This window comes from Enterobacter cloacae subsp. cloacae ATCC 13047, from assembly GCF_000025565.1.
Classification (GTDB): domain Bacteria; phylum Pseudomonadota; class Gammaproteobacteria; order Enterobacterales; family Enterobacteriaceae; genus Enterobacter; species Enterobacter cloacae.
In genome coordinates this window covers 3,305,504-3,324,399 of sequence record NC_014121.1, presented here as the reverse complement: position 1 = coordinate 3,324,399, position 18,896 = coordinate 3,305,504, and the positions used below count along the sequence as shown (strand labels likewise).

The following is an 18,896-nucleotide window of genomic DNA, read 5'->3' as shown; positions in this document are numbered from 1 at the left end:
CGCCATTAATCACGCTATTTTATAAAATAGCTTGTTAATACAAGCGAAGTAACAGAATACGCATTTTTATAAAGGCTTATCGCACTATTTGAATGCGCCGTTTCACCGGATAATTCTTTAAGAGAATAGCAGGTGGAATGCAATCGTGGATGGTATTTACACGGCCGAAGGGCTGGAAAATAAATCGGTAGTCTGGTCTAAATATCACTATCTGGTGCGGCAGGAAGCATTGCGTTTACATAAGCGACTTCCTGCCAGCGTCGAGCTGGATGATTTAATTCAGGCGGGCTCGATAGGTTTTTTAAGTGCAGTCGAGAGTTTTGACCCGAAAAAAGGGGTAACGCTTACCGCGTGGATCTCCCAGCGGGTGAAATGGGCATTATTAGATGAGCTGAGAGAAAGTGACTGGGTTCCGCGTCGGGTTCGAACTCATACTCGGGAAATTGTCGCGCTTATTCAACAAATCGAGCAGGAAAAAGGGGGCGAAGCTACGGAAGCTGAAATCGCCGAACGCATGGGCGTCTCGTTGCAGGAGTTTCAGCAGATGCTGGCAGATAATAACGCCAGCCAGATGTACTCGGTTGACGAGCTGCAGGAAAATTATGCCGACAGCTGGGAAACCAGTGATGAGGAAAATGAACAGCTTAATCCATTAAACGATGCGGTCAGGCAGAATTTGATGGAACGGATCACAGAACATATTCAGGTCATACCCGAAAGAGAGCAGGTGCTGTTGCAGCTCTATTATCTGCAGGATTTGAATATGAAAGAGATCGGGCTAATCCTGGGTATTACGGAAACGCGCGTAAGTCAGTTACACAGCCTGGCTGTTAAGCGGTTAAGAAGTCGGATGGAATCATCATCGAAATAATTACAGGCTATTAACATTGCGGCTGTTAATTCGGAGTAAGGAACAGGGTTAATCATTAAAATCAAGGTTTAATAACGTTTAATAATGCTTTATTAACTTACAAAATCAACAAGTTAACACCAATTTGTGGATTTGAGGGAATTTCTGTCGCTTGTTCGGAAAATACTTAGTGTTTATGATTTTGCCAGTTTTGAGATGCAGCCTCCTTTGGCATTGACTCATTTACTGAGGAAGAATGACTTACCTTGGTGAATATCAATACCAAAAGACTCTCTGCATCAGTTCGGAAACGTTATCTATCTTAACTGACATGCCAGCTATTGGCTGAATAACATTGGGAGTTTTCGCCTGTGTCCAATTTTGACGAGTACCTGCAAAATATTCACGATATTAACCTGTCCTATCTTCTGCTGGCGCAGCAGCTGATTCGTCAGGATAAATTTGCGGCGGGTTTTCGCCTTGGATTGTCTGAAGGGACAATTGATAACCTGAAAGAACTTTCGCTGCCACAATTAATGAAGCTGGCCACCACTAATCAGCTTATTTGTCGTCTGCGGGTTGATGATGAAGTGGTGATTGAAAATCTGACCAAGGATTCGCGTATTGAAGCGCTGCAGCAAATTCACACCGGCATTATTTTGTCGACCAATCTTCTTAATGCTTTAAGCGAAGAAGATGCTATTACCGCGGAGGAGGCATAATCATGTGTGGTGAAAAAAGTCTGCTGCAGGAAATTGACGAAGTGAATATCGCCATGGGGTTAATTTCTCTCGGGGCGAGAATGCAGGTGCTGGAATCGGAAACATCACTCAGCCGCCGTCGCCTGCTTCGTTTATATAAAGAGTTGCGCGGCTGTCCGCCGCCAAAAGGGATGCTGCCCTTTTCCGAAGACTGGTTTATGTCGTGGGAGCAGAATATTCACTCTTCCATGTTCTACAACATTTACCTCTATTTGAAAAAGACCGAACAGGGTCGCTCTATTGAAATGCTGATGAAGACCTATCGTCTTTATCTTGAGCAGTGCAGTACCTGTTCTGATGAGAAGCCTGTGCTGGGGCTGACCCGAGCCTGGACATTATTACGCTTTATCGACTGCGGCATTATTTCGCGTAAAGCCTGTAGCGTGTGTGGTGGTGGTTTTATCGTCACCACCGAATTTATTAAAAACCCATTTACCTGCAGCTTGTGCAGCCCGCCGTCGCGCGCGCTTAAAAAATCCCAGGTGAGCAATACCGGGCTTCTGGGCACGTTTGCCGCGCCGGAAATCATGACGGCGTAACCCCGGACGGCTGTGCGCAAGATGGCGTTTATACCCTAAATAATTCGAGTTGCAGGAAGGCGGCAAAGGAGTGAATCCCCAGGAGCTTACATAAGTAAGTGACTGGGGTGAGCGAGTGCAGCCAACGCACATGCAACTTGAAGTATGACGGGTATACCTGATGCCGGGAAAACCGGCATCGGTCAAAAAAGTAAAAGGAGAGAGTGTGTTAGTTATTGTTGGCTATCTTGTTGTCATATTGACCGTTTTTGGTGGTTTTCTTCTGTCCGGCGGTAACCTGATGGCGCTGTTTCAGCCGCTGGAGCTGTTGATTATCGGCGGTGCCGGGGTCGGGGCGTTTATTGTCGGCAACAATGTGAAATCCCTGAAGTCGACGGGGAAGGCGCTGGTTAAAATTTTTGTCGGTAAGCGCTACAACAAAGCGGTGTATATGGATTTGATGGCGCTGATGTTTCTGCTGCTCTCCCAGAGCCGCGTTCACGGGCTGATGTCGCTGGAAAAGGACATTGAAGACCCGCAGAACAGCGATATTTTTAGCGCCTATCCCCGCCTGATGAGCGACCCGATGCTCGCCAACTTTATCCTCGACTACTTCCGTCTGATGATTGGCGGCAGCATGAATTCCCATGAAATCGAAGCCCTGATGGACGAGGAGATCGAAACCTGCGAAGAAGAGCTGGAAGTGCCCGCCCACAGCCTGAACACGGTTGGCGATGCGTTTCCGGCGTTCGGTATTGTGGCGGCGGTGATGGGGGTGGTTAACGCGCTGGGGTCGGCGGATCGTCCGGCGGCGGAGCTGGGTATGCTGATTGGCCATGCACTGGTGGGCACCTTCCTCGGGATCCTTATCGCTTATGGTTTTGTCTTGCCGCTGGCGACATTGCTGCGCCAGAAGAGTTCTGACCAGGTCAAAATTTTGCAGTGCATTAAGGTGACGCTGCTCTCCAGCCTGAATGGTTATGCCCCGCAGATTGCGGTTGAGTTTGGTCGTAAAACCATCTTTACCAGCGAACGTCCATCGTTTGAAGAGCTGGAAGAGCACGTGCGTGAAGTCAAATCTAACGCCACGCTGAAAACCAAAACCTCGGACGGCGCCGCATGAAGAACGTCACGCCTGTCATCATTTCACGTAAGCGTAAGAAAAAGAAACATGCCCACCACGGTGGGACATGGAAGATTGCCTATGCCGATTTTATGACCGCGATGATGGCGTTCTTTCTGGTGATGTGGCTGCTGTCGCAGTCCACGGACATGGAAAGGGAGCTCATTGCCGATTACTTCCGTATGCCGCTGAAGCCCTCGATGGCCAACGGCGATAAAACCAGCCTGAGCGACAGCGTCATTCCCGGCGGAGGGGATGACATTCTCAAGCGGCAGGGTGAGGTGTTTAAAGGACAAATTGCCAGTATCGATAAGCACAAGCGCTTCGAAAGCCTGAAGCAGGCGAAAGAGAAGCTGCAGAAGATGATCGAAACCGATCCGCGGCTGAATAACTTTAAATCCAACATTCTGCTCAACCTCACCAACGACGGTCTGTTGATCCAGATCACCGACTCGCAGGACCGCCCGATGTTCCGCGTCGGCAGCGAACTGCCGGAATCCTACATGAACGGCATTCTGCAGGCGCTGGTGCCGCTGCTGCAGGAGTTGCCAAACGCGTTGAGCCTGACGGGGCACACCGATTCGCTGCCGTATGCCGGTGGCGACGGCGGATACAGCAACTGGGAGCTATCCGCCGGGCGCGCAAATGCCGCCCGCCGGGTGTTGGTCCGGGGCGGCCTTAACGATGAACGCTTCTTACGCGTGATTGGCACCGCCAGCCGAATGCCGCTGGAGAACACATCCCCGGACAGTGCGGTGAACCGCCGCATCAGCATTTTGGTGCTCAGCCGCTCGAAAGAGCAGGAGATCCGTCTGGAAGATACGCAGGCCCAGCGTGCAGATAGCGTGCTGAGCGATATCAATCTGCAAAACGTGCAGGGCTATACCGATGGACATGAATGATTTTTCGCAGATCTTCTTTACCGAGGCGGAAGAACTGCTGACTGAGATGGAGCAGCTTTTGCTGCAGCTTGACATAGAAGCACCGGACCAGGAGCAACTGAACGCCATCTTTCGTGCGGCACACTCGCTGAAAGGGGGCGCGGCAACCTTTGGCTTTACCGCATTACAGGAGACGACCCACCTGCTGGAGAACCTCCTTGACCAGGCGCGGGCAGGGGAGAGAACGCTCAGTCGCTCAATCATCAACCTTTTTCTGGAATGTAAGGACATTATGCAAGCGCAGCTGGAAGCCTATCAGTCTTCGCAGGAGCCTGATGAAGCACGTTATCGCTATATCTGTGAAGCCCTGAGGGAGATTGCCCTTGAAGGCCAGCAGCCTGTGATGCCAGCCGAACCCGCGCCAGCGTCGGCCAGTACGATGCAGGAAACGGAAACCACACTGGTGGTGACCCTGCGTGACGTCGGGGCGCGCGAACAGACGACGCTGCGCGACGAGCTGACCAACATGGGCGAGGTGACAGACGTAGAGGCGACGTCAGACAGCATGACGGTCACGCTACAGACCACTGCCTCGGCGGAGGATATCACCGCCGTGCTCTGTTTTGTGCTCGACAGCAAGCAGATTGAGATACGTTCTGCAGAAGCCACTCCGCCGGTACCAACGCCTGCTGCGCTACCTCAAACCGTTATCAAAAAAGCGCCTCCTGCACCACGCGCAGCCAGTCAGGAGTCGGGCAGCATTCGCGTGGCGGTGAGTAAAGTCGACCAGATCATCAACCAGGTCGGTGAGCTGATTATCACCCAGGCAATGCTCTCCCAGCTGTCGAAAACCCTCGATCCGGCCAGCTACGATCTGCTTTCCGGCTGCGTGGCGCAGATGGAGCGCAACACCCGCGAGCTGCAGGAGTCGGTGATGTCTATCCGTATGATGCCGATGGACTACGTCTTTAGCCGCTTCCCGCGGCTGGTGCACGACCTGGGCGCTCGCCTGAATAAAGAGGTCGAACTGACCCTGAAAGGCGGTTCCGCCGAGCTGGATAAGAGCCTGATTGAGCGCATTATCGACCCGCTTACCCACCTGGTGCGTAACAGCCTCGACCACGGCATTGAAGAGAAAGAGGTGCGCGCCGCAAAAGGCAAACCGGTGACCGGGAACCTGACGCTTTCAGCCGAACACCACGGCGGCAATATCGTGATTGAGGTCAGCGACGACGGTGCGGGGCTGAACCGGGAGAAAATTCTCGCCAAAGCTCGCTCTCAGGGGATGACCATCAGCGACACCATGAGTGATGACGACGTGTGGATGCTGATCTTCGCCGCCGGTTTCTCTACCGCCGAGAGCGTGACGGATGTCTCCGGGCGTGGCGTCGGCATGGACGTGGTGCGACGCAACATTCTGGCGATGGGCGGCCACGTGGACGTGCTCTCGACGCCGGGGGCCGGGACCACCATTCGCATTATTCTGCCGCTGACGCTGGCGATCCTCGACGGCATGCTGGTGAAGGTGGGGGACGAGATTTACGTCCTGCCGCTGGGCGCGGTGATGGAGTCGCTGCGGCCGACCGACGACATGCTGTGCCGCTTTGTCGGCGAAGAGCGTCTGCTGCAGGTGCGCGGCGAATATCTGCCGCTGGTGCTGCTGCGCCAGCGCCTCTCGGTGGCGGGCGAAGCGCCTGCCGATGACGGCATTGTGGTTATTGTGCAAAGCGCGGGCTGCCGCTATGCGCTGTGGGTCGATCAGCTTATCGGCCAGCAGCAGGTGGTGGTGAAGAACCTCGAACATAACTATCGCAAAGTGCCTGGCGTCTCTGCAGCAACCATCCTCGGTGATGGCAGCGTGGCGCTGATCCTTGATGTGGTTGAGCTTTCAACGCTCAACGCTCCACAACCCCAGAGGGAGGGGGTAAATGCATGACTGTAGCAACCGCCAGTAAACCCGCCGCAACCGACGCCATCGCCCAGGAGTACCTCGTATTCCGCCTGGGCGATGAAGAGTACGGCATTGATATTCTTAAAGTGCAGGAGATCCGCGGCTGCGATCGCCTCACGCGCATTCCGAACGCGCCGAACTTTATTACCGGCGTAACCAACCTGCGCGGCGTGATTGTGCCGATTGTCGATCTGCGCGTACGCTTTGATCTGCCCGATCCGTCACAGGACGACAAAACGGTGGTCATCGTGCTCAATCTGAACGATCGCGTGGTGGGTATCGTGGTTGACGGCGTGGCGGACGTGCTGTCGATAGATGTGGATAACATCAAGCCGACCCCGGACGTGGCCTCGGTGCTCTCTGGCCGCTACCTGCTTGGGCTGGGCGTGCTCGACAGTCGAATGATTATTCTGGTGAATATTGAGATGCTGCTGAGCCGTGAAGAGATGGCGCTGGTGGATTCGGTGACCGAGTCATATATCGACTCCCACTAAGGCGCATCGCGCTTTCTGGATACGCATCAGCGGTGGAGGTTGCCGCTGATTCATAAGTCGCTATTATGAATATTCGAGTTTCCAGAAAGCGCTAAGGATTGCCAGAATCTATGCCCGTCAATTTCGACCTCAACGATCTTTATGCCTTCCGAGCGCTGGTGGAGTACGGTAACTTCCGTATCGCCGCAGAATCTATCTGCCTCTCCCAGTCCGCCTTAAGCCGCCGCATTGAAAAGCTGGAGACCGCCGTCGGCGCGAAACTGTTCGACAGAACCACCCGGCGCGTGACGCTGACGCTCTTCGGGCAGACCTTTGCCGACCGCTGCGGGCAGCTTCTGGAAAATGTGGAAACGATGCTGGCGGATATCGACAAGGTGAGCGAGGAGCGCACCGGGCTAATTACCGTTGCCACCGTGCCTTCGGCGGCCTGCCATTTTATGCCGGAGGTGATCCGCCAGTTTCATCGCCGCTATCCGCGTGTGCGCATCAAGCTTATCGACAGCAGCGCGGGCAACGTCATTGACGCGGTGGCCAGCGGGCAGGCGGATTTTGGCATCTGTTTTGCGAGGAGCCTGCAGCCAGATCTCACCTTTATTCCGCTGGTGGAGGATGTATACGTCGCCGCGTGTCGTCGCGATCATCCGCTGGCGGGACGCAAGAGTCTGACCTGGCAGACGTTTTATCAGCAGGATTACATCAGCCTGGACATTACATCGGGGAACCGGAATCTGCTCGTTCAGATGCTCGGCCATATTAAGCCGGAGCGCCCGGGGATCTGCGAGACGCGCCACGTCACCACGATGCTGGGAATGGTGGAGGCGGGGATTGGTATTGCTGCCGTCCCCGCCATGTCAATGCCGCACTCTGAGCACTCCTTCCTGACGCACATTCCGCTGACCGAGCCCGAGGTCAAACGCACTGTCGGGCTGATCCGGCGCAGCGGGCGTATTCAGTCGTGGATTGCCGCTGAGCTGGAAACACTCATTACTGCGCGTTATCGCGCGGCGGAGTGACGGGGATCATCCCGGTGGCGGTGATGGTCTCCTGCGCGTTTGCTGATGCGAGGTAATCCAGCAGCGCTTTACCTTCGGAAGGATGCTCCGCGTGAGCGGTGACCGCGCCGGCAAAACGGGTGATGTACTGCAGGTTATCCGGCAGTTTGCCAACAAAGGTTACGCCGGGCACGGGTAACAGCTCGCTGACCTGCTGGAAACCCACGGCGTATTTCCCTTTTGCCACCTCGGAGGCGACCGGTATGCGCTCCACCTTATGCGCTTTGCCCTCTACCTGTGCTTCAATCCCCAGCTTTTTGAAGAGCTCTGTTTGCACATACCGGCCGCTGGCGCTGTCGGAATAGGCGATGGTGGTGGCCTTAAGCAGAGTCTGTTTGAGCGCGCTATCGGTCGCGATATCCGGTACCGGCGAGCCGGCTTTCACCACCACGCCGATGGGCGAATCCGCCAGTTCAACGCGCGAGCCTTCTTTGACCATCCGGTCATTCGCCAGGTGCGCCAGTGCATCACCCACCATAATCACCACGTCTGCTTTTTCACCGCGCGCCAGTCGGTTGGGGATCGCCTGCGGCGTCTGTCCCATCGACGGCCCCGGGATCAGCACGATATGGTCGCCCGTCCGGGCTTCATACTGGGGGGCGAGTTTTTCCAGCGCGGCCTTAAAACCGCCTGAAATCATGACCGTCACCTCCTGGGCCAGCGCACCTGCGCTGGTCGCCAGTATTACCAGCCCGGTCAGGCCTGAACGTACAAATATGCGCATATTATCCTCTCTGTACTTGCAGACGCATCGCGCTGCGACGGTAGAGATAAAGCGTTGCCAGCAACGCGCATATCGCCGCGAAGCTCATCCAGTACCCCGGGGAGGCTTTATCGCCGGTGTACTCAATCAGGGCCGTTGAAATGACCGGTGTAAACCCGCCGAAGATCGCGGTAGCAAGGCTATACGCCAGTGAGAAACCGGCAACACGCACTTCAACCGGCATGATCTCCGTCAGCGCCGGGATCATCGCGCCGTTATAGAGGCCATAGAGGAAGGAGAGCCACAGCAATACGCTCAGCATCATGGAGAAGCTCGGTGCCTGCGCCAGCAGCGTCAGGGCCGGATAGCTGGTGATCAGCGCCAGCAGCGTCATGGCAACCAGCACCGGTTTACGGCCGAAGCGGTCCGACAGGGCTCCGCCCACCGGCAGCCAGATAAAAGTTTGGGAGATGGCCACCAGCAGCGTCACCAGCAGGCTGTCGGAGGCGCTGAGCATTAACACTTTTTTGCCGAAGGTAGGCGCATAGACGGTGATCAGGTAGAACGCGGTGGTGGTCATGGCGACCATCAGCATGCCCGCGACCACAACCGGCCAGTTCGCCAGCAGGGTGGTAAAGACCTGACGCATCGCCAGCGTGTGACGGCGGGTGCGAAACTCTTCGGTCTCTTCCAGCTTGCGGCGCAGGAAGAAGATAAACGGCACAATCAGACAGCCGAACAGGAACGGGATCCGCCAGCCCCATTCACGAATGGCGCTCTCTTCCAGCATCGCGTTCAGCGCAAAGCCCATTGCGGCGGCCACCATAATCGCCACCTGCTGACTGCCGGACTGCCAGCTGGTAAAGAAGCCTTTGCGACCCGGCGTGGCAATTTCAGCCAGGTAGACCGACACGCCGCCAAGCTCCGCCCCGGCGGAAAAGCCCTGCAGCAAGCGTCCAGCCAGCACCAGCAGTGGCGCCCACAGGCCTATGCTCTCATAAGAGGGGATCAGCACAATCAGGAAGGTACCGGCCGCCATTATCGACAGGGTGGTGATTAACCCTTTACGGCGACCCACCTTGTCGATGTAAGCCCCGAGGACAATCGCGCCAATGGGGCGCATTAAGAAGCCTGCGCCAAAGACGGCGAAGGTCATCATCAGCGAGGCAAACTCACTGCTCGCCGGGAAGAAGGTATGCGCGATGTAGGTGGCATAGAACCCGAACAGGAAGAAGTCGAATTGCTCAAGGAAATTGCCCGAGGTGACGCGAAGTATCGCGCCCGCTCTTGCGCGAACGGTTGCAGGTGGGGTTGAGGAAATCATGGTCGTCTCCAGTTTTTTATTGACGTGTTATCCGTCTGTTTCTGAAAACTGGCGCATTAAACGGAAATTAATAAGCGCAAATCACGCATGGACTGATGCGTGCTGCACATCAATGACAGGACGTTGACCGGGATTTACATGCCTAACAATAACTTAACAATTCATTGATTTTTTATTCACCATAATTCGCTAAGTGGCTGATATCGCTATTTTGTGATATCGCGCAGAAGGGCAGAGTAGCCGCTGCTCTTGTCGGGTGGCGCTTCGCTTACCCGACCTGTGAATTTTGTAGGCCCGTGCAAGCGTAGCGCCGCCGGGCAAAACTGGCAGAGCGCTCTATTCAGCGCAGCGCCTGTGCAATTGCGCTAAACATCAGCGACGCTTCCAGCGGCTGGGCGCTGAAAGACGGCTCCGCCTGCGGCCAGGTGGACCACTGGACGATCACCAGGTTTTCCTTTTGATTCACCATAATCATCTGGCCAAAAATCCCCAGCGCCCAGAGTGAATCTTTCAGGGAATCCTCTGGCGCGGGCTTAACGTCTGTGGCCGTGGCGGGCACCTCGTTATTCCACCACTGATAGCCGTACAACCCTTTCGGATGCGCGTCTGAGACGGAGCCTTTCGCCTGGGTCCAGTCTGACGACTCTTTTACCCAGCCGTCAGGCAGGATCTGTTTGCCCGAAGGGAGCGTACCGTTATGCAGGATAAATTCGCCGAAGCGGCCCCAGTCTTCCAGCGTGGCGTTAAAGCCGTGCGCGCCGACATCGTGCTGGCCTTTACGGTAGGCATGCCATACGCCGTCGTTCGCCATCCCGTACGGCTGCCAGATGCTTTTCTCCAGGTACGCCGCCAGCGTCATACCGGTGGCGCGCTCCAGCACGTCACCCAGCAGCCACGCGCCACCCGATGAATAGGACCAGTTCTCTCCGGCCGGGTGTTCCCGATGTAACCCCTTCACCAGCTTACGCACGCAGTCGTAGGTGCCCGGCTTCGCTTCGCATTCGGTGAGCTGCGCGAAATCAGACTGTGGGTTGGTGTAGTCTTCGTTCCACGCCACGCCAGAGGTGTGAGTGATCAGCTGTCTCAGCGTCACCCCATCCCACGCCGTGCCTTTTAAATCGGGTTCGTAGCGGGTGATAAGATCGTCAAGGGAGTGGATTTTGCCCTCTTTAAGGGCGACCCCGACCAGCGCAGAGACCACGGATTTCCCCACCGAACGTGATGTCCAGAGCGTGGAATCGGTATTGCCTTCACCCAGATATTTCCACGCTATTTTGCCGTCCTTCAGCACCAGCATGCCGCTGACGTTCTGGCGCTTCACGTAATCCTGGAGGGTATAGGTCTTGCCATTAACCTGATAGCGGGCGTCGGTAAGCGGTTTCTCTGCTGCCAGCAGCGGTGTGGCCTTTCCGTGGCGGAAAACATCGCCCGCGTAGTTGCGATAGTCGTTACGAAAGCCCACCACGCGATCCGCCTGACTCCAGGTGAGCATGCTGTGCGTGTCGGGAAGAGTTGCGTCAAACGGTGCAGGGCACTGGTTGAGGTCGGTGCCGTGACAGGCAGCCATAACGGCAGGGGATAAGAGGCTGCTGACCACCAGTGCGGCGAGCAGGCTGCGGTTTAACGTTTTGTTTTTCATGTTTATCTCGTTTGGTTCAGGAAGGACTTCAGTTTAAGAAGCCGCGCCCTATAATAAAAAACGGGTTATGGGGGAAATTCCCCCGAAAAACGGAATGAAGGGAGAGGAAGCGATGGTCTATTCATTTGCCCAGCTGGAGGCGTTTACCGCGGTGGCAGAGCACGGCAGCCTGATGAAGGCGGCCATTAAGCTCGGTAAAGACCGTACGACCCTGCGCGATCTGATCGATTTTCTTGAGGACGGGCTGGGTTATGCCCTGTTCCTGCGCGAGGGACGCAGCGTGCGGCTAACGCCTGAAGGGGAACAGCTTCAGCGACAGGCGCACCTGCTGATGCGTCAGGTGAAAGCCTTTGAGGCCTTTGCCAGAGCGGTGCCGGACAGCGCGACGCAGGACATTGCCCTTGTTTACGATCCGTTCACTCCCCGGGCTTTTCTGCAGGCGCTGATTGCAGAAATGGCGGCACAAAAAATACGCCTGAGCCTGACCAGCGCGTCGCGTGACGAGGCGGAAGCCATGCTGGCGAGCGGAGAGGCGGATTTAGGTATCTGCCAGGCGCGCAACCGCAGCGTGGGTAATGAGATGGAGTGGCGGGCTTTGGGAGCCATCGACATGGATTTTTACGCCGCAGACGCGCTTTTTGCGAAGGTTGCCACGCCGGTTTCGCTGCTCGATCTCTCTCTGGTTCCGCAGGTGGTTATGCATGCCGCGTCAGATGAACCGGTTGCCCGTCGTCTGCAAATTGCCGGGCATACCCTTTTCACTAATGAAATTGAGATGCTGCGCGGCCTGCTGGAGCAGGGCTGTGGCTGGGGCTTTTTGCCGACCCATCTTCATGCGACGCAGTGGAAAAACGTAAAAAGGCTGCCCACCGAAGTGGGCAGCCAGGGGATAAGTCAGACGATGGTCACTATCTGGAAGCCGGGCAGCGACAAGCGTGAACGGATCAATCAAACGTTGTCGCGGCTGCCGGCACTATGGAAACGCTCAGCGCTGTGAACATCCCTGGCACTGTTTGTTCTGGATCTGCTGGAAGAAGTCGTTACCTTTGTCATCCACCAGGATAAACGCCGGGAAGTTCTCCACTTCAATTTTCCAGATGGCTTCCATTCCCAGTTCCGGATACGCCACGCACTCCAGGCTCTTGATGCTGTTTTGCGCCAGTACCGCCGCCGGGCCGCCGATGCTGCCCAGGTAGAAGCCGCCGTGTTTGTGGCAGGCATCCGTCACCTGCTGGCTGCGGTTGCCTTTAGCCAGCATGATCATGCTCGCGCCGTGGGACTGCAGTAAATCCACATACGAGTCCATGCGGCCCGCAGTGGTTGGGCCGAGTGAGCCGGAGGCATAACCTTCCGGCGTTTTGGCCGGGCCCGCATAGTAAATCGGATGGTCTTTAACGTACTGCGGCAGTTCCTCGCCGTTGTCGAGCAGCTCTTTCAGCTTCGCGTGGGCGATATCACGCGCCACGATGATGGTGCCGTTCAGCGACAGGCGGGTAGAGACCGGGTGCGCGGAAAGCTGCGCCAGGATCTCGTTCATCGGCGTGTTGAGGTTGATGCTGACCACGTCGCCTTCGCCCTGCTGGCGCAGCGTTTCAGGAATGTACTGACCCGGGTTGTGTTCCAGTTTTTCAATCCAGATCCCGTCGCGGTTGATTTTCGCTTTGATGTTACGGTCTGCGGAGCAGGAGACACCCATGCCGATTGGGCAGGAGGCACCGTGGCGCGGCAGGCGGATCACGCGGATATCGTGAGCGAAGTATTTACCACCAAACTGCGCACCCAGACCCAGGTTCTGCGCTTCCTGGAGCAGTTCCTGTTCGAGCTGAACATCGCGGAACGCCTGGCCGTGCTCGTTCCCCTCGGTAGGCAGGGCGTCGTAGTAGCGGGTGGAGGCCAGCTTCACCGTTTTCAGCGTCGCTTCCGCGGAGGTTCCGCCAATCACGAAGGCAATATGGTAAGGCGGACAGGCCGCGGTACCCAGGGTACGCATCTTCTCCACCAGATAGTTTTTCAGCTTCGCCGGAGTGATCAGCGCTTTGGTTTCCTGATAGAGGTAGGTTTTGTTGGCTGAACCGCCGCCTTTCGCCATGCAGAGGAATTTGTACTCGTCGCCGTCGACGCTGTAGAGGTCGATCTGCGCAGGCAGGTTGGTGCCGGTGTTCACCTCTTTATACATATCCAGCGCCGCGTTCTGGGAGTAGCGCAGGTTGTCTTCGATGTAGGTGTTGTACACCCCCTGACTCAGCGCGGCTTCATCGCCACCGCCGGTCCAGACGCGCTGGCCTTTTTTACCCATGATGATCGCTGTACCGGTATCCTGGCAGGTTGGCAGCACGCCTTTAGCGGCGATTTCAGAGTTACGCAGGAACTGCAGGGCAACGTACTTATCGTTCTGGCTCGCTTCCGGGTCGTTAAGAATGGCGGCGACCTGCTTCTGATGGGAAGGACGCAGCATAAACGCAGCATCGTGGAACGCCTGCTGTGCCAGCAGCGTCAGCGCCTCTGGCTCGACTTTCAGGACTTCCTGACCGTCGAACTCAGCCACGGAGACGTGCTCTTTGGTCAGCAGATAGTATTCGGTGTCGTCGTGCGCGAGTGGGAAGGGGTTTTGATAAAAAAACGGTTTGTTTGACATAGCTTGCTCCAGAAAAATAAAACCGCCGGAGGAGAAGTCCGGCGGTCAGGAATCAGAACATCATGGACATCCACGGATAACCAATCAGCAGCAGGGCCGCCAGGAAGATGGCACCGAAGATAGTGCCCAGGCGCCAGTAGTCTTTGGTTGGCAGGTAGCCACTACCGTAGTAAATCGGGCTTGGGCCGGTACCGTACGGGGTGATGATCCCCATCACACCCAGCGAGGTCACCATCAGCAGGACGAAGACTTCCATATTCATGCCCGGAATGGTGGAGGCGATGGTCAGCATCGCCGGCAGCAGCGCGGTGGTGTGCGCGGTGGTGCTGGCAAACAGGTAGTGCAGCAGGTAGAACGCCAGCAGCAGTACGATGGTGGCAACGCCCGGCGAGATACCGCTCATTAACAGACCGCCTTCTTTACCCAGCCAGCTGATAAAGCCGGTAGAGGAGAGGCCGTCCGCCAGCGCGACCAGGGTGGCGAACCAGACGAAGGTATTCCACGCGGCTTTATTTCCGGTGATATCGTTCCACTCCAGCACGCCGGTCCACAGCATCAGACCCACAATCAGCAGGGCAGCCATGGCTGGTTCAATCCACGCGGCGGCGAAGATCCACATCAGCAGCGCACAGCACACGAACACCAGCAGCAGAATTTCATTGCGGGACAGTTTGCCCAGTTTTTCCAGTTCACGCGTTGCCCACAGCGGTACTTCATTATTCACTTTGACTTCTGGTGGGTAGAACCAGTAGGCCAGCAGCGGCATGGTCAGAATCAGCAGAATGCCCAGCGGCAGGAAGGCGAGGAACCAGGTACCCCAGGAGATATCAATCCCTACCGTGCTTTTCACCAGCGCCAGTGCCAGCAGGTTCGGCGCAAGGGCGGAGAGGAACATCGAGCTGGTGATACAGGCCGCGGTGATCGCCACCCACATCAGGTACGAACCAATTTTACGCGCGCTTGGGTCGTTTGGTTTTGAGCCATACAGCGGCGGCAGGTTAGCGATGATCGGGTAGATGGTCCCGCCGCTACGTGCGGTGTTGGACGGCGTAAACGGTGCCAGCAGCAGGTCCGCGAAGGTGATGGCATAACCGAGCGTCAGGCTGCGACGGCCGAGATATTTCACCAGAATCAGCGCCAGACGGCGGCCGAAGCGGGTTTTATCATAGCCCGCGGCGAACATGAAGGCACCGAAGATCAGCCACACAGTCGAGTTACCAAACCCGCTCACGGCCCACTTAAAGGAGGCACCCGCCAGCTTGAATTTCGGGTCGGCCAGCTGTTCAGGGCTGAACAGCACCCACTGGCTGCACAGCGCAATCGCCACCACGCCAGTCAGACCGATCACCGCGCCCGGCAGCGGTTCGAAGATTAAGCCGACGATCACGCCGACAAAGATCGCGAAGTAGTGCCACGCATAAGGCGGCAGTCCTTCTGGTACCGGAACAAACAGCAGCAGGACGGCGACGATGACGGGCAATGCCATCATCAGCAGTCGTTTTGCTTTCCCATTTGATGCCTGGTTCGCCACAGGGGGCGTTACAGCAGTTTTTGTATTCATAGTTTCACGTCTTAAGTTGTCAAAAATTCGGTCGCACTGAAAAACAAAATTGCTTTCTTAAGTTTCTTTGCTTTTTTTAGTTATTAAAGGTGCTGATTTGTATTTTCAGTAATAGCGATTTAACGCATTTTGGTTTGCGCTAAATTAAAAATTGATGATGTTTTTATATTGCGCTTTTGGATGCCATAACTATTGATCGCGATCAAAAAAAGAGAATTGCAGCGGTATTTTTATGCTTTTATTAATAACCACTCTGGCGTATGTGGGTATTACGTATATTATGAGTTCAATTTATCATTTCTGTAACAATGTCGAATTTTGATAATTTTTATATGATTGATTTGTATGGGCTTTATTGGTTTTTGGAGAAGTGGTTTTACCATTGGTTATTTAACGAACTTTAAATTATTGTGAATGGCTAAATTACAATCGCTAACACCAATGTGTTATTTGTGTTATCGCAGGGATTAAATAGTTTTTTAACTAACGTAATAACTTTAGAAACTAAAAAAATCATTATATTAATATCATGACATCGGCAAATAACGACGAAATAAAAAATCAATCCGATAACGAATTCTTAATTTTTAAAGTTTGGAGTTTCAATTATGAGCACTAACGAACGTATTCTGAGCCCCTTCACATTACCGAATGGCACCGAACTGAAAAACCGTTTGTTAATGGCACCCATGACCACCTGTACCGGCTATTACGACGGCACGGTCACCAGCGAGCTGGTGGAGTACTATCGGGCCCGTTCCGGCAGCATTGGTACCATTATTGTTGAATGCTGCTTTATCGATGATCTCGGCCTTGCGTTCCCCGGCGCGATTGGTATCGATAATGACGAGAAAATCGCCGGGCTGGCGAAAATCGCGGACGCCATTAAATCCAAAGGCTCGAAAGCCCTGCTGCAGATCTACCACGGCGGCCGTATGGTCGATCCAAAACTGATCGGTGGCCGCACGCCGGTTGGCCCAAGCGCCGTTGCCGCGCCGCGTGACGGGGCCGCCACGCCGGTTGCCATGACCGGCGAAGAAGTGGAAGGCATGATCGGCAAGTTTGGTGAAGCCGTTCGCCGTGCTATTCAGGCTGGTTTCGACGGGGTTGAAATTCACGGCGCAAATACCTACCTGATTCAGCAGTTCTACTCCCCGAACTCTAACCAGCGCGACGACGAGTGGGGCGGCAGCCGCGATAACCGCGCTAAATTCCCGCTGGCGGTGCTGGATATCACGCACAAAATGGTGCGCCAGTACGCGGACGATGCGTTCATTATTGGCTACCGTTTCTCCCCTGAAGAGCTGGAAGTCCCGGGCATCCGCTTTGAAGACACCATGTACCTGCTGGAAAAACTGGCGGCGCGCGGTGTGGATTATCTGCACTTCTCCGTAGGGGCGACCCTGCGTCCTTCCATTGTCGACACGCAGGACCCAACCCCGCTCATCAAAAAATATTGCGCCATGCGCTCTGAAACCCTGGCTCAGGTTCCGGTGATGGGGGTCGGCGGCGTGGTGAATGCCGCAGACGTTAACGAGGCGCTGGATAGCGGTTACGACCTGATTGCCGTGGGGCGCGCTACCATCGCTTACCCGGACTGGACTGACCGGATCGCGGCCGGTGAAAGTCTGGAGCTGTTTATGGACAGCACCAAACGCGAAGATCTGAGCATTCCTGAACCGCTGTGGCGTTTCTCGCTGGTGGAAGCGATGATCCGCGATATGAGCATGGGCGAATCAAAATTCAAACCAGGCATGTTCACTGAGAAGGTGCAGGACGATGTTAACGAACTGGTAATCAACGTCAGTCTGGAAACCGATCGCATCGCCGATATTGCGCTGGCGTCTGGCCCGAGCGAAGACGTTGAGTTTGTCACCAGCTTTGAAGAGATCCGCACCCGCATTCTGGACGCCAATACCCCGCACGTGGATGCCATCACGGGTGCAACCAGCCAGAGTGAAGCGGTGAAAAAAGCGGTCTCTAAAGCGATGCTGAAATCCAGCAAAGCGCTGGCGGCAGAAGAGGGCGCTGACCCGAACGCGACCCGCAGTGTGGATGTGGTGGTAGTGGGTAGCGGCGGTGCCGGTCTGGCCGCAGCCATTCAGGCCCACGATGAAGGCGCGAGCGTGCTGATTGTTGAGAAGATGCCAACCATCGGCGGGAACACCATCAAAGCTTCTGCCGGGATGAATGCCGCCGAGACGCGCTTCCAGCGGGTGAAAGGGATCCAGGACAGCAAAGAGCTGTTCTACCAGGAGAGCCTGAAAGGGGGCGGTAACAAGAACAACCCGGAACTGCTGCGCCGCTTCGTGGAGAATGCGCCGCAGGCGATTGAATGGCTGGCAACCCGCGGCATTATGCTGAATGACATCACCACCACCGGCGGGATGAGCATTGACCGTACGCACCGTCCAAAAGACGGCTCTGCGGTAGGCGGCTATCTGATCAGCGGCCTGGTGCGTAACGTCAACAAACGCAACATCGACGTGATGCTCGATACGTCCGTCAGCGACATCCTGTTCGAAAACGGCGAAGTCACCGGCGTGCGTCTGACCACAGAAGAGAACGAAACCCTCACCGTGACCATTAAAAGCGTCATTGTCGCCACCGGTGGCTTCAGCGCCAACAGCCAGATGGTGGTGAAATACCGCCCTGACCTGGAAGGTTTTGTCACCACCAACCACAAAGGGGCAACCGGCGGCGGTATCGCGCTGCTGGAACGCATCGGTGCCGGTACGGTAGATATGGGTGAAATTCAGATCCACCCAACCGTTGAGCAGAAAACCTCGTACCTGATTTCCGAATCCATTCGCGGCGGCGGAGCGATTCTGGTGAACCAGCAGGGGAACCGTTTCTTCAATGAAATGGAAACTCGCGATAAAGTCTCGGCGTCAATCATCGCACTGCCGGAGAAATACGCGTATATCGTCTTTGACGAGCACGTTCGTGCCAAAAACAAAGCGGCGGATGAGTACATCGCCAAAGGCTTTGTGACCAGCGCCAGCTCGCCAAAAGCCCTTGCCGAGGCGCTGGGTATGGATTACCACGCTTTCCTGGCGACCCTTGAGCGCTACAACGGCTTTGTTGAAAAACAGCATGACGATGATTTTGGCCGTACCACCGCGCTGCGTGCGCCCATCAACGAAGGGCCATTCTACGCCATTCAGATTGCGCCGGGCGTGCACCACACCATGGGCGGCGTAACCATCAACACCGAAACCTGCGTGCTGGACAGCAACCACAACGTGCTGCCAGGGGCGTTTGCGGCCGGTGAAGTGGTCGGCGGGATCCACGGCGGTAACCGTATCGGCGGTAACGCGGTGGCAGATATCATTATTTTTGGTACGCTTGCAGGACATCAGGCGGCGATGCGCTCAAAAAGAACGTAAGGCTCCTGTTTTCCT

At 55.6% G+C, this 18,896-nt stretch carries 15 protein-coding genes; 10 read left to right on the top strand and 5 right to left on the bottom strand.

The genetic code is table 11. From position 1 onward, the window contains the following. The first annotated feature begins 145 nt into the window (after positions 1 to 145). From fliA to psrA, 8 genes are all read left to right on the top strand, one after another. On the top strand, positions 146 to 871 hold the full coding sequence (fliA, locus tag ECL_RS16130; RefSeq protein ID WP_013097771.1) for an RNA polymerase sigma factor FliA: 726 nt from the start codon (positions 146 to 148) through the stop codon (positions 869 to 871). A 350-nt stretch (positions 872 to 1,221) separates the two neighbouring features. Further along, positions 1,222 to 1,572, top strand: a complete 351-nt coding sequence (gene flhD, locus ECL_RS16125; protein WP_013097770.1) for a flagellar transcriptional regulator FlhD — start codon at positions 1,222 to 1,224, stop codon at positions 1,570 to 1,572. A gap of 2 nt (positions 1,573 to 1,574) precedes the next feature. Beyond that, entirely contained in the window at positions 1,575 to 2,150 is a 576-nt protein-coding gene (gene flhC, locus ECL_RS16120) for a flagellar transcriptional regulator FlhC (protein ID WP_013097769.1), read from the top strand. 205 nt (positions 2,151 to 2,355) lie between these two features. Further along, a complete protein-coding gene (gene motA / locus ECL_RS16115) occupies positions 2,356 to 3,252 on the top strand; it encodes a flagellar motor stator protein MotA (protein ID WP_044159325.1) in 897 nt (298 codons plus the stop codon). Continuing rightward, positions 3,249 to 4,154 (top strand): flagellar motor protein MotB, encoded by a 906-nt coding sequence (motB, locus tag ECL_RS16110; protein ID WP_013097767.1) that lies wholly within the window; start codon positions 3,249 to 3,251, stop codon positions 4,152 to 4,154. The genes motA and motB overlap by 4 nt, the downstream gene beginning before the upstream one ends. Further along, positions 4,141 to 6,069: a chemotaxis protein CheA gene (gene cheA / locus ECL_RS16105; protein ID WP_013097766.1), complete on the top strand. Its 1,929-nt coding sequence runs from the start codon at positions 4,141 to 4,143 to the stop codon at positions 6,067 to 6,069. The genes motB and cheA overlap by 14 nt, the downstream gene beginning before the upstream one ends. Continuing rightward, positions 6,066 to 6,578 (top strand): chemotaxis protein CheW, encoded by a 513-nt coding sequence (locus tag ECL_RS16100; RefSeq protein ID WP_013097765.1) that lies wholly within the window; start codon positions 6,066 to 6,068, stop codon positions 6,576 to 6,578. Before cheA ends, ECL_RS16100 begins: the two co-directional genes overlap by 4 nt. 110 nt (positions 6,579 to 6,688) lie before the next feature. Beyond that, positions 6,689 to 7,591 (top strand): L-proline-binding transcription factor PsrA, encoded by a 903-nt coding sequence (gene psrA, locus ECL_RS16095; RefSeq protein WP_013097764.1) that lies wholly within the window; start codon positions 6,689 to 6,691, stop codon positions 7,589 to 7,591. On the opposite strand, the gene ECL_RS16090 is transcribed toward psrA, so the two are convergent. From ECL_RS16090 to ECL_RS16080, 3 genes are all read right to left on the bottom strand, one after another. Further along, on the bottom strand, positions 7,563 to 8,354 hold the full coding sequence (locus tag ECL_RS16090; protein ID WP_013097763.1) for a substrate-binding domain-containing protein: 792 nt from the start codon (positions 8,352 to 8,354) through the stop codon (positions 7,563 to 7,565). The genes psrA and ECL_RS16090 overlap by 29 nt on opposite strands. A 1-nt stretch (position 8,355) precedes the next feature. Further along, on the bottom strand, positions 8,356 to 9,657 hold the full coding sequence (gene tcuC / locus ECL_RS16085; RefSeq protein WP_013097762.1) for an MFS transporter: 1,302 nt from the start codon (positions 9,655 to 9,657) through the stop codon (positions 8,356 to 8,358). 340 nt (positions 9,658 to 9,997) lie between these two features. Continuing rightward, positions 9,998 to 11,296 (bottom strand): serine hydrolase domain-containing protein, encoded by a 1,299-nt coding sequence (locus ECL_RS16080; RefSeq protein ID WP_013097761.1) that lies wholly within the window; start codon positions 11,294 to 11,296, stop codon positions 9,998 to 10,000. A gap of 94 nt (positions 11,297 to 11,390) precedes the next feature. Between ECL_RS16080 and ECL_RS16075 the strand changes: the two genes are divergently transcribed. Continuing rightward, entirely contained in the window at positions 11,391 to 12,293 is a 903-nt protein-coding gene (locus ECL_RS16075; protein ID WP_044159328.1) for a LysR family transcriptional regulator, read from the top strand. Here ECL_RS16075 and fumA read toward each other — a convergent pair. Both fumA and ECL_RS16065 read right to left on the bottom strand, forming a co-directional pair. Then, positions 12,282 to 13,931, bottom strand: coding sequence for a class I fumarate hydratase FumA (gene fumA / locus ECL_RS16070; protein ID WP_013097759.1), 1,650 nt, complete (start codon positions 13,929 to 13,931; stop codon positions 12,282 to 12,284). The genes ECL_RS16075 and fumA overlap by 12 nt on opposite strands. A gap of 52 nt (positions 13,932 to 13,983) precedes the next feature. Beyond that, positions 13,984 to 15,492: an anion permease gene (locus tag ECL_RS16065; RefSeq protein ID WP_013097758.1), complete on the bottom strand. Its 1,509-nt coding sequence runs from the start codon at positions 15,490 to 15,492 to the stop codon at positions 13,984 to 13,986. A 608-nt stretch (positions 15,493 to 16,100) separates the two neighbouring features. Here ECL_RS16065 and ECL_RS16060 point away from each other — a divergent pair. Beyond that, positions 16,101 to 18,881 (top strand): flavocytochrome c, encoded by a 2,781-nt coding sequence (locus ECL_RS16060; protein WP_013097757.1) that lies wholly within the window; start codon positions 16,101 to 16,103, stop codon positions 18,879 to 18,881. The last annotated feature ends 15 nt before the right edge of the window (positions 18,882 to 18,896 follow it).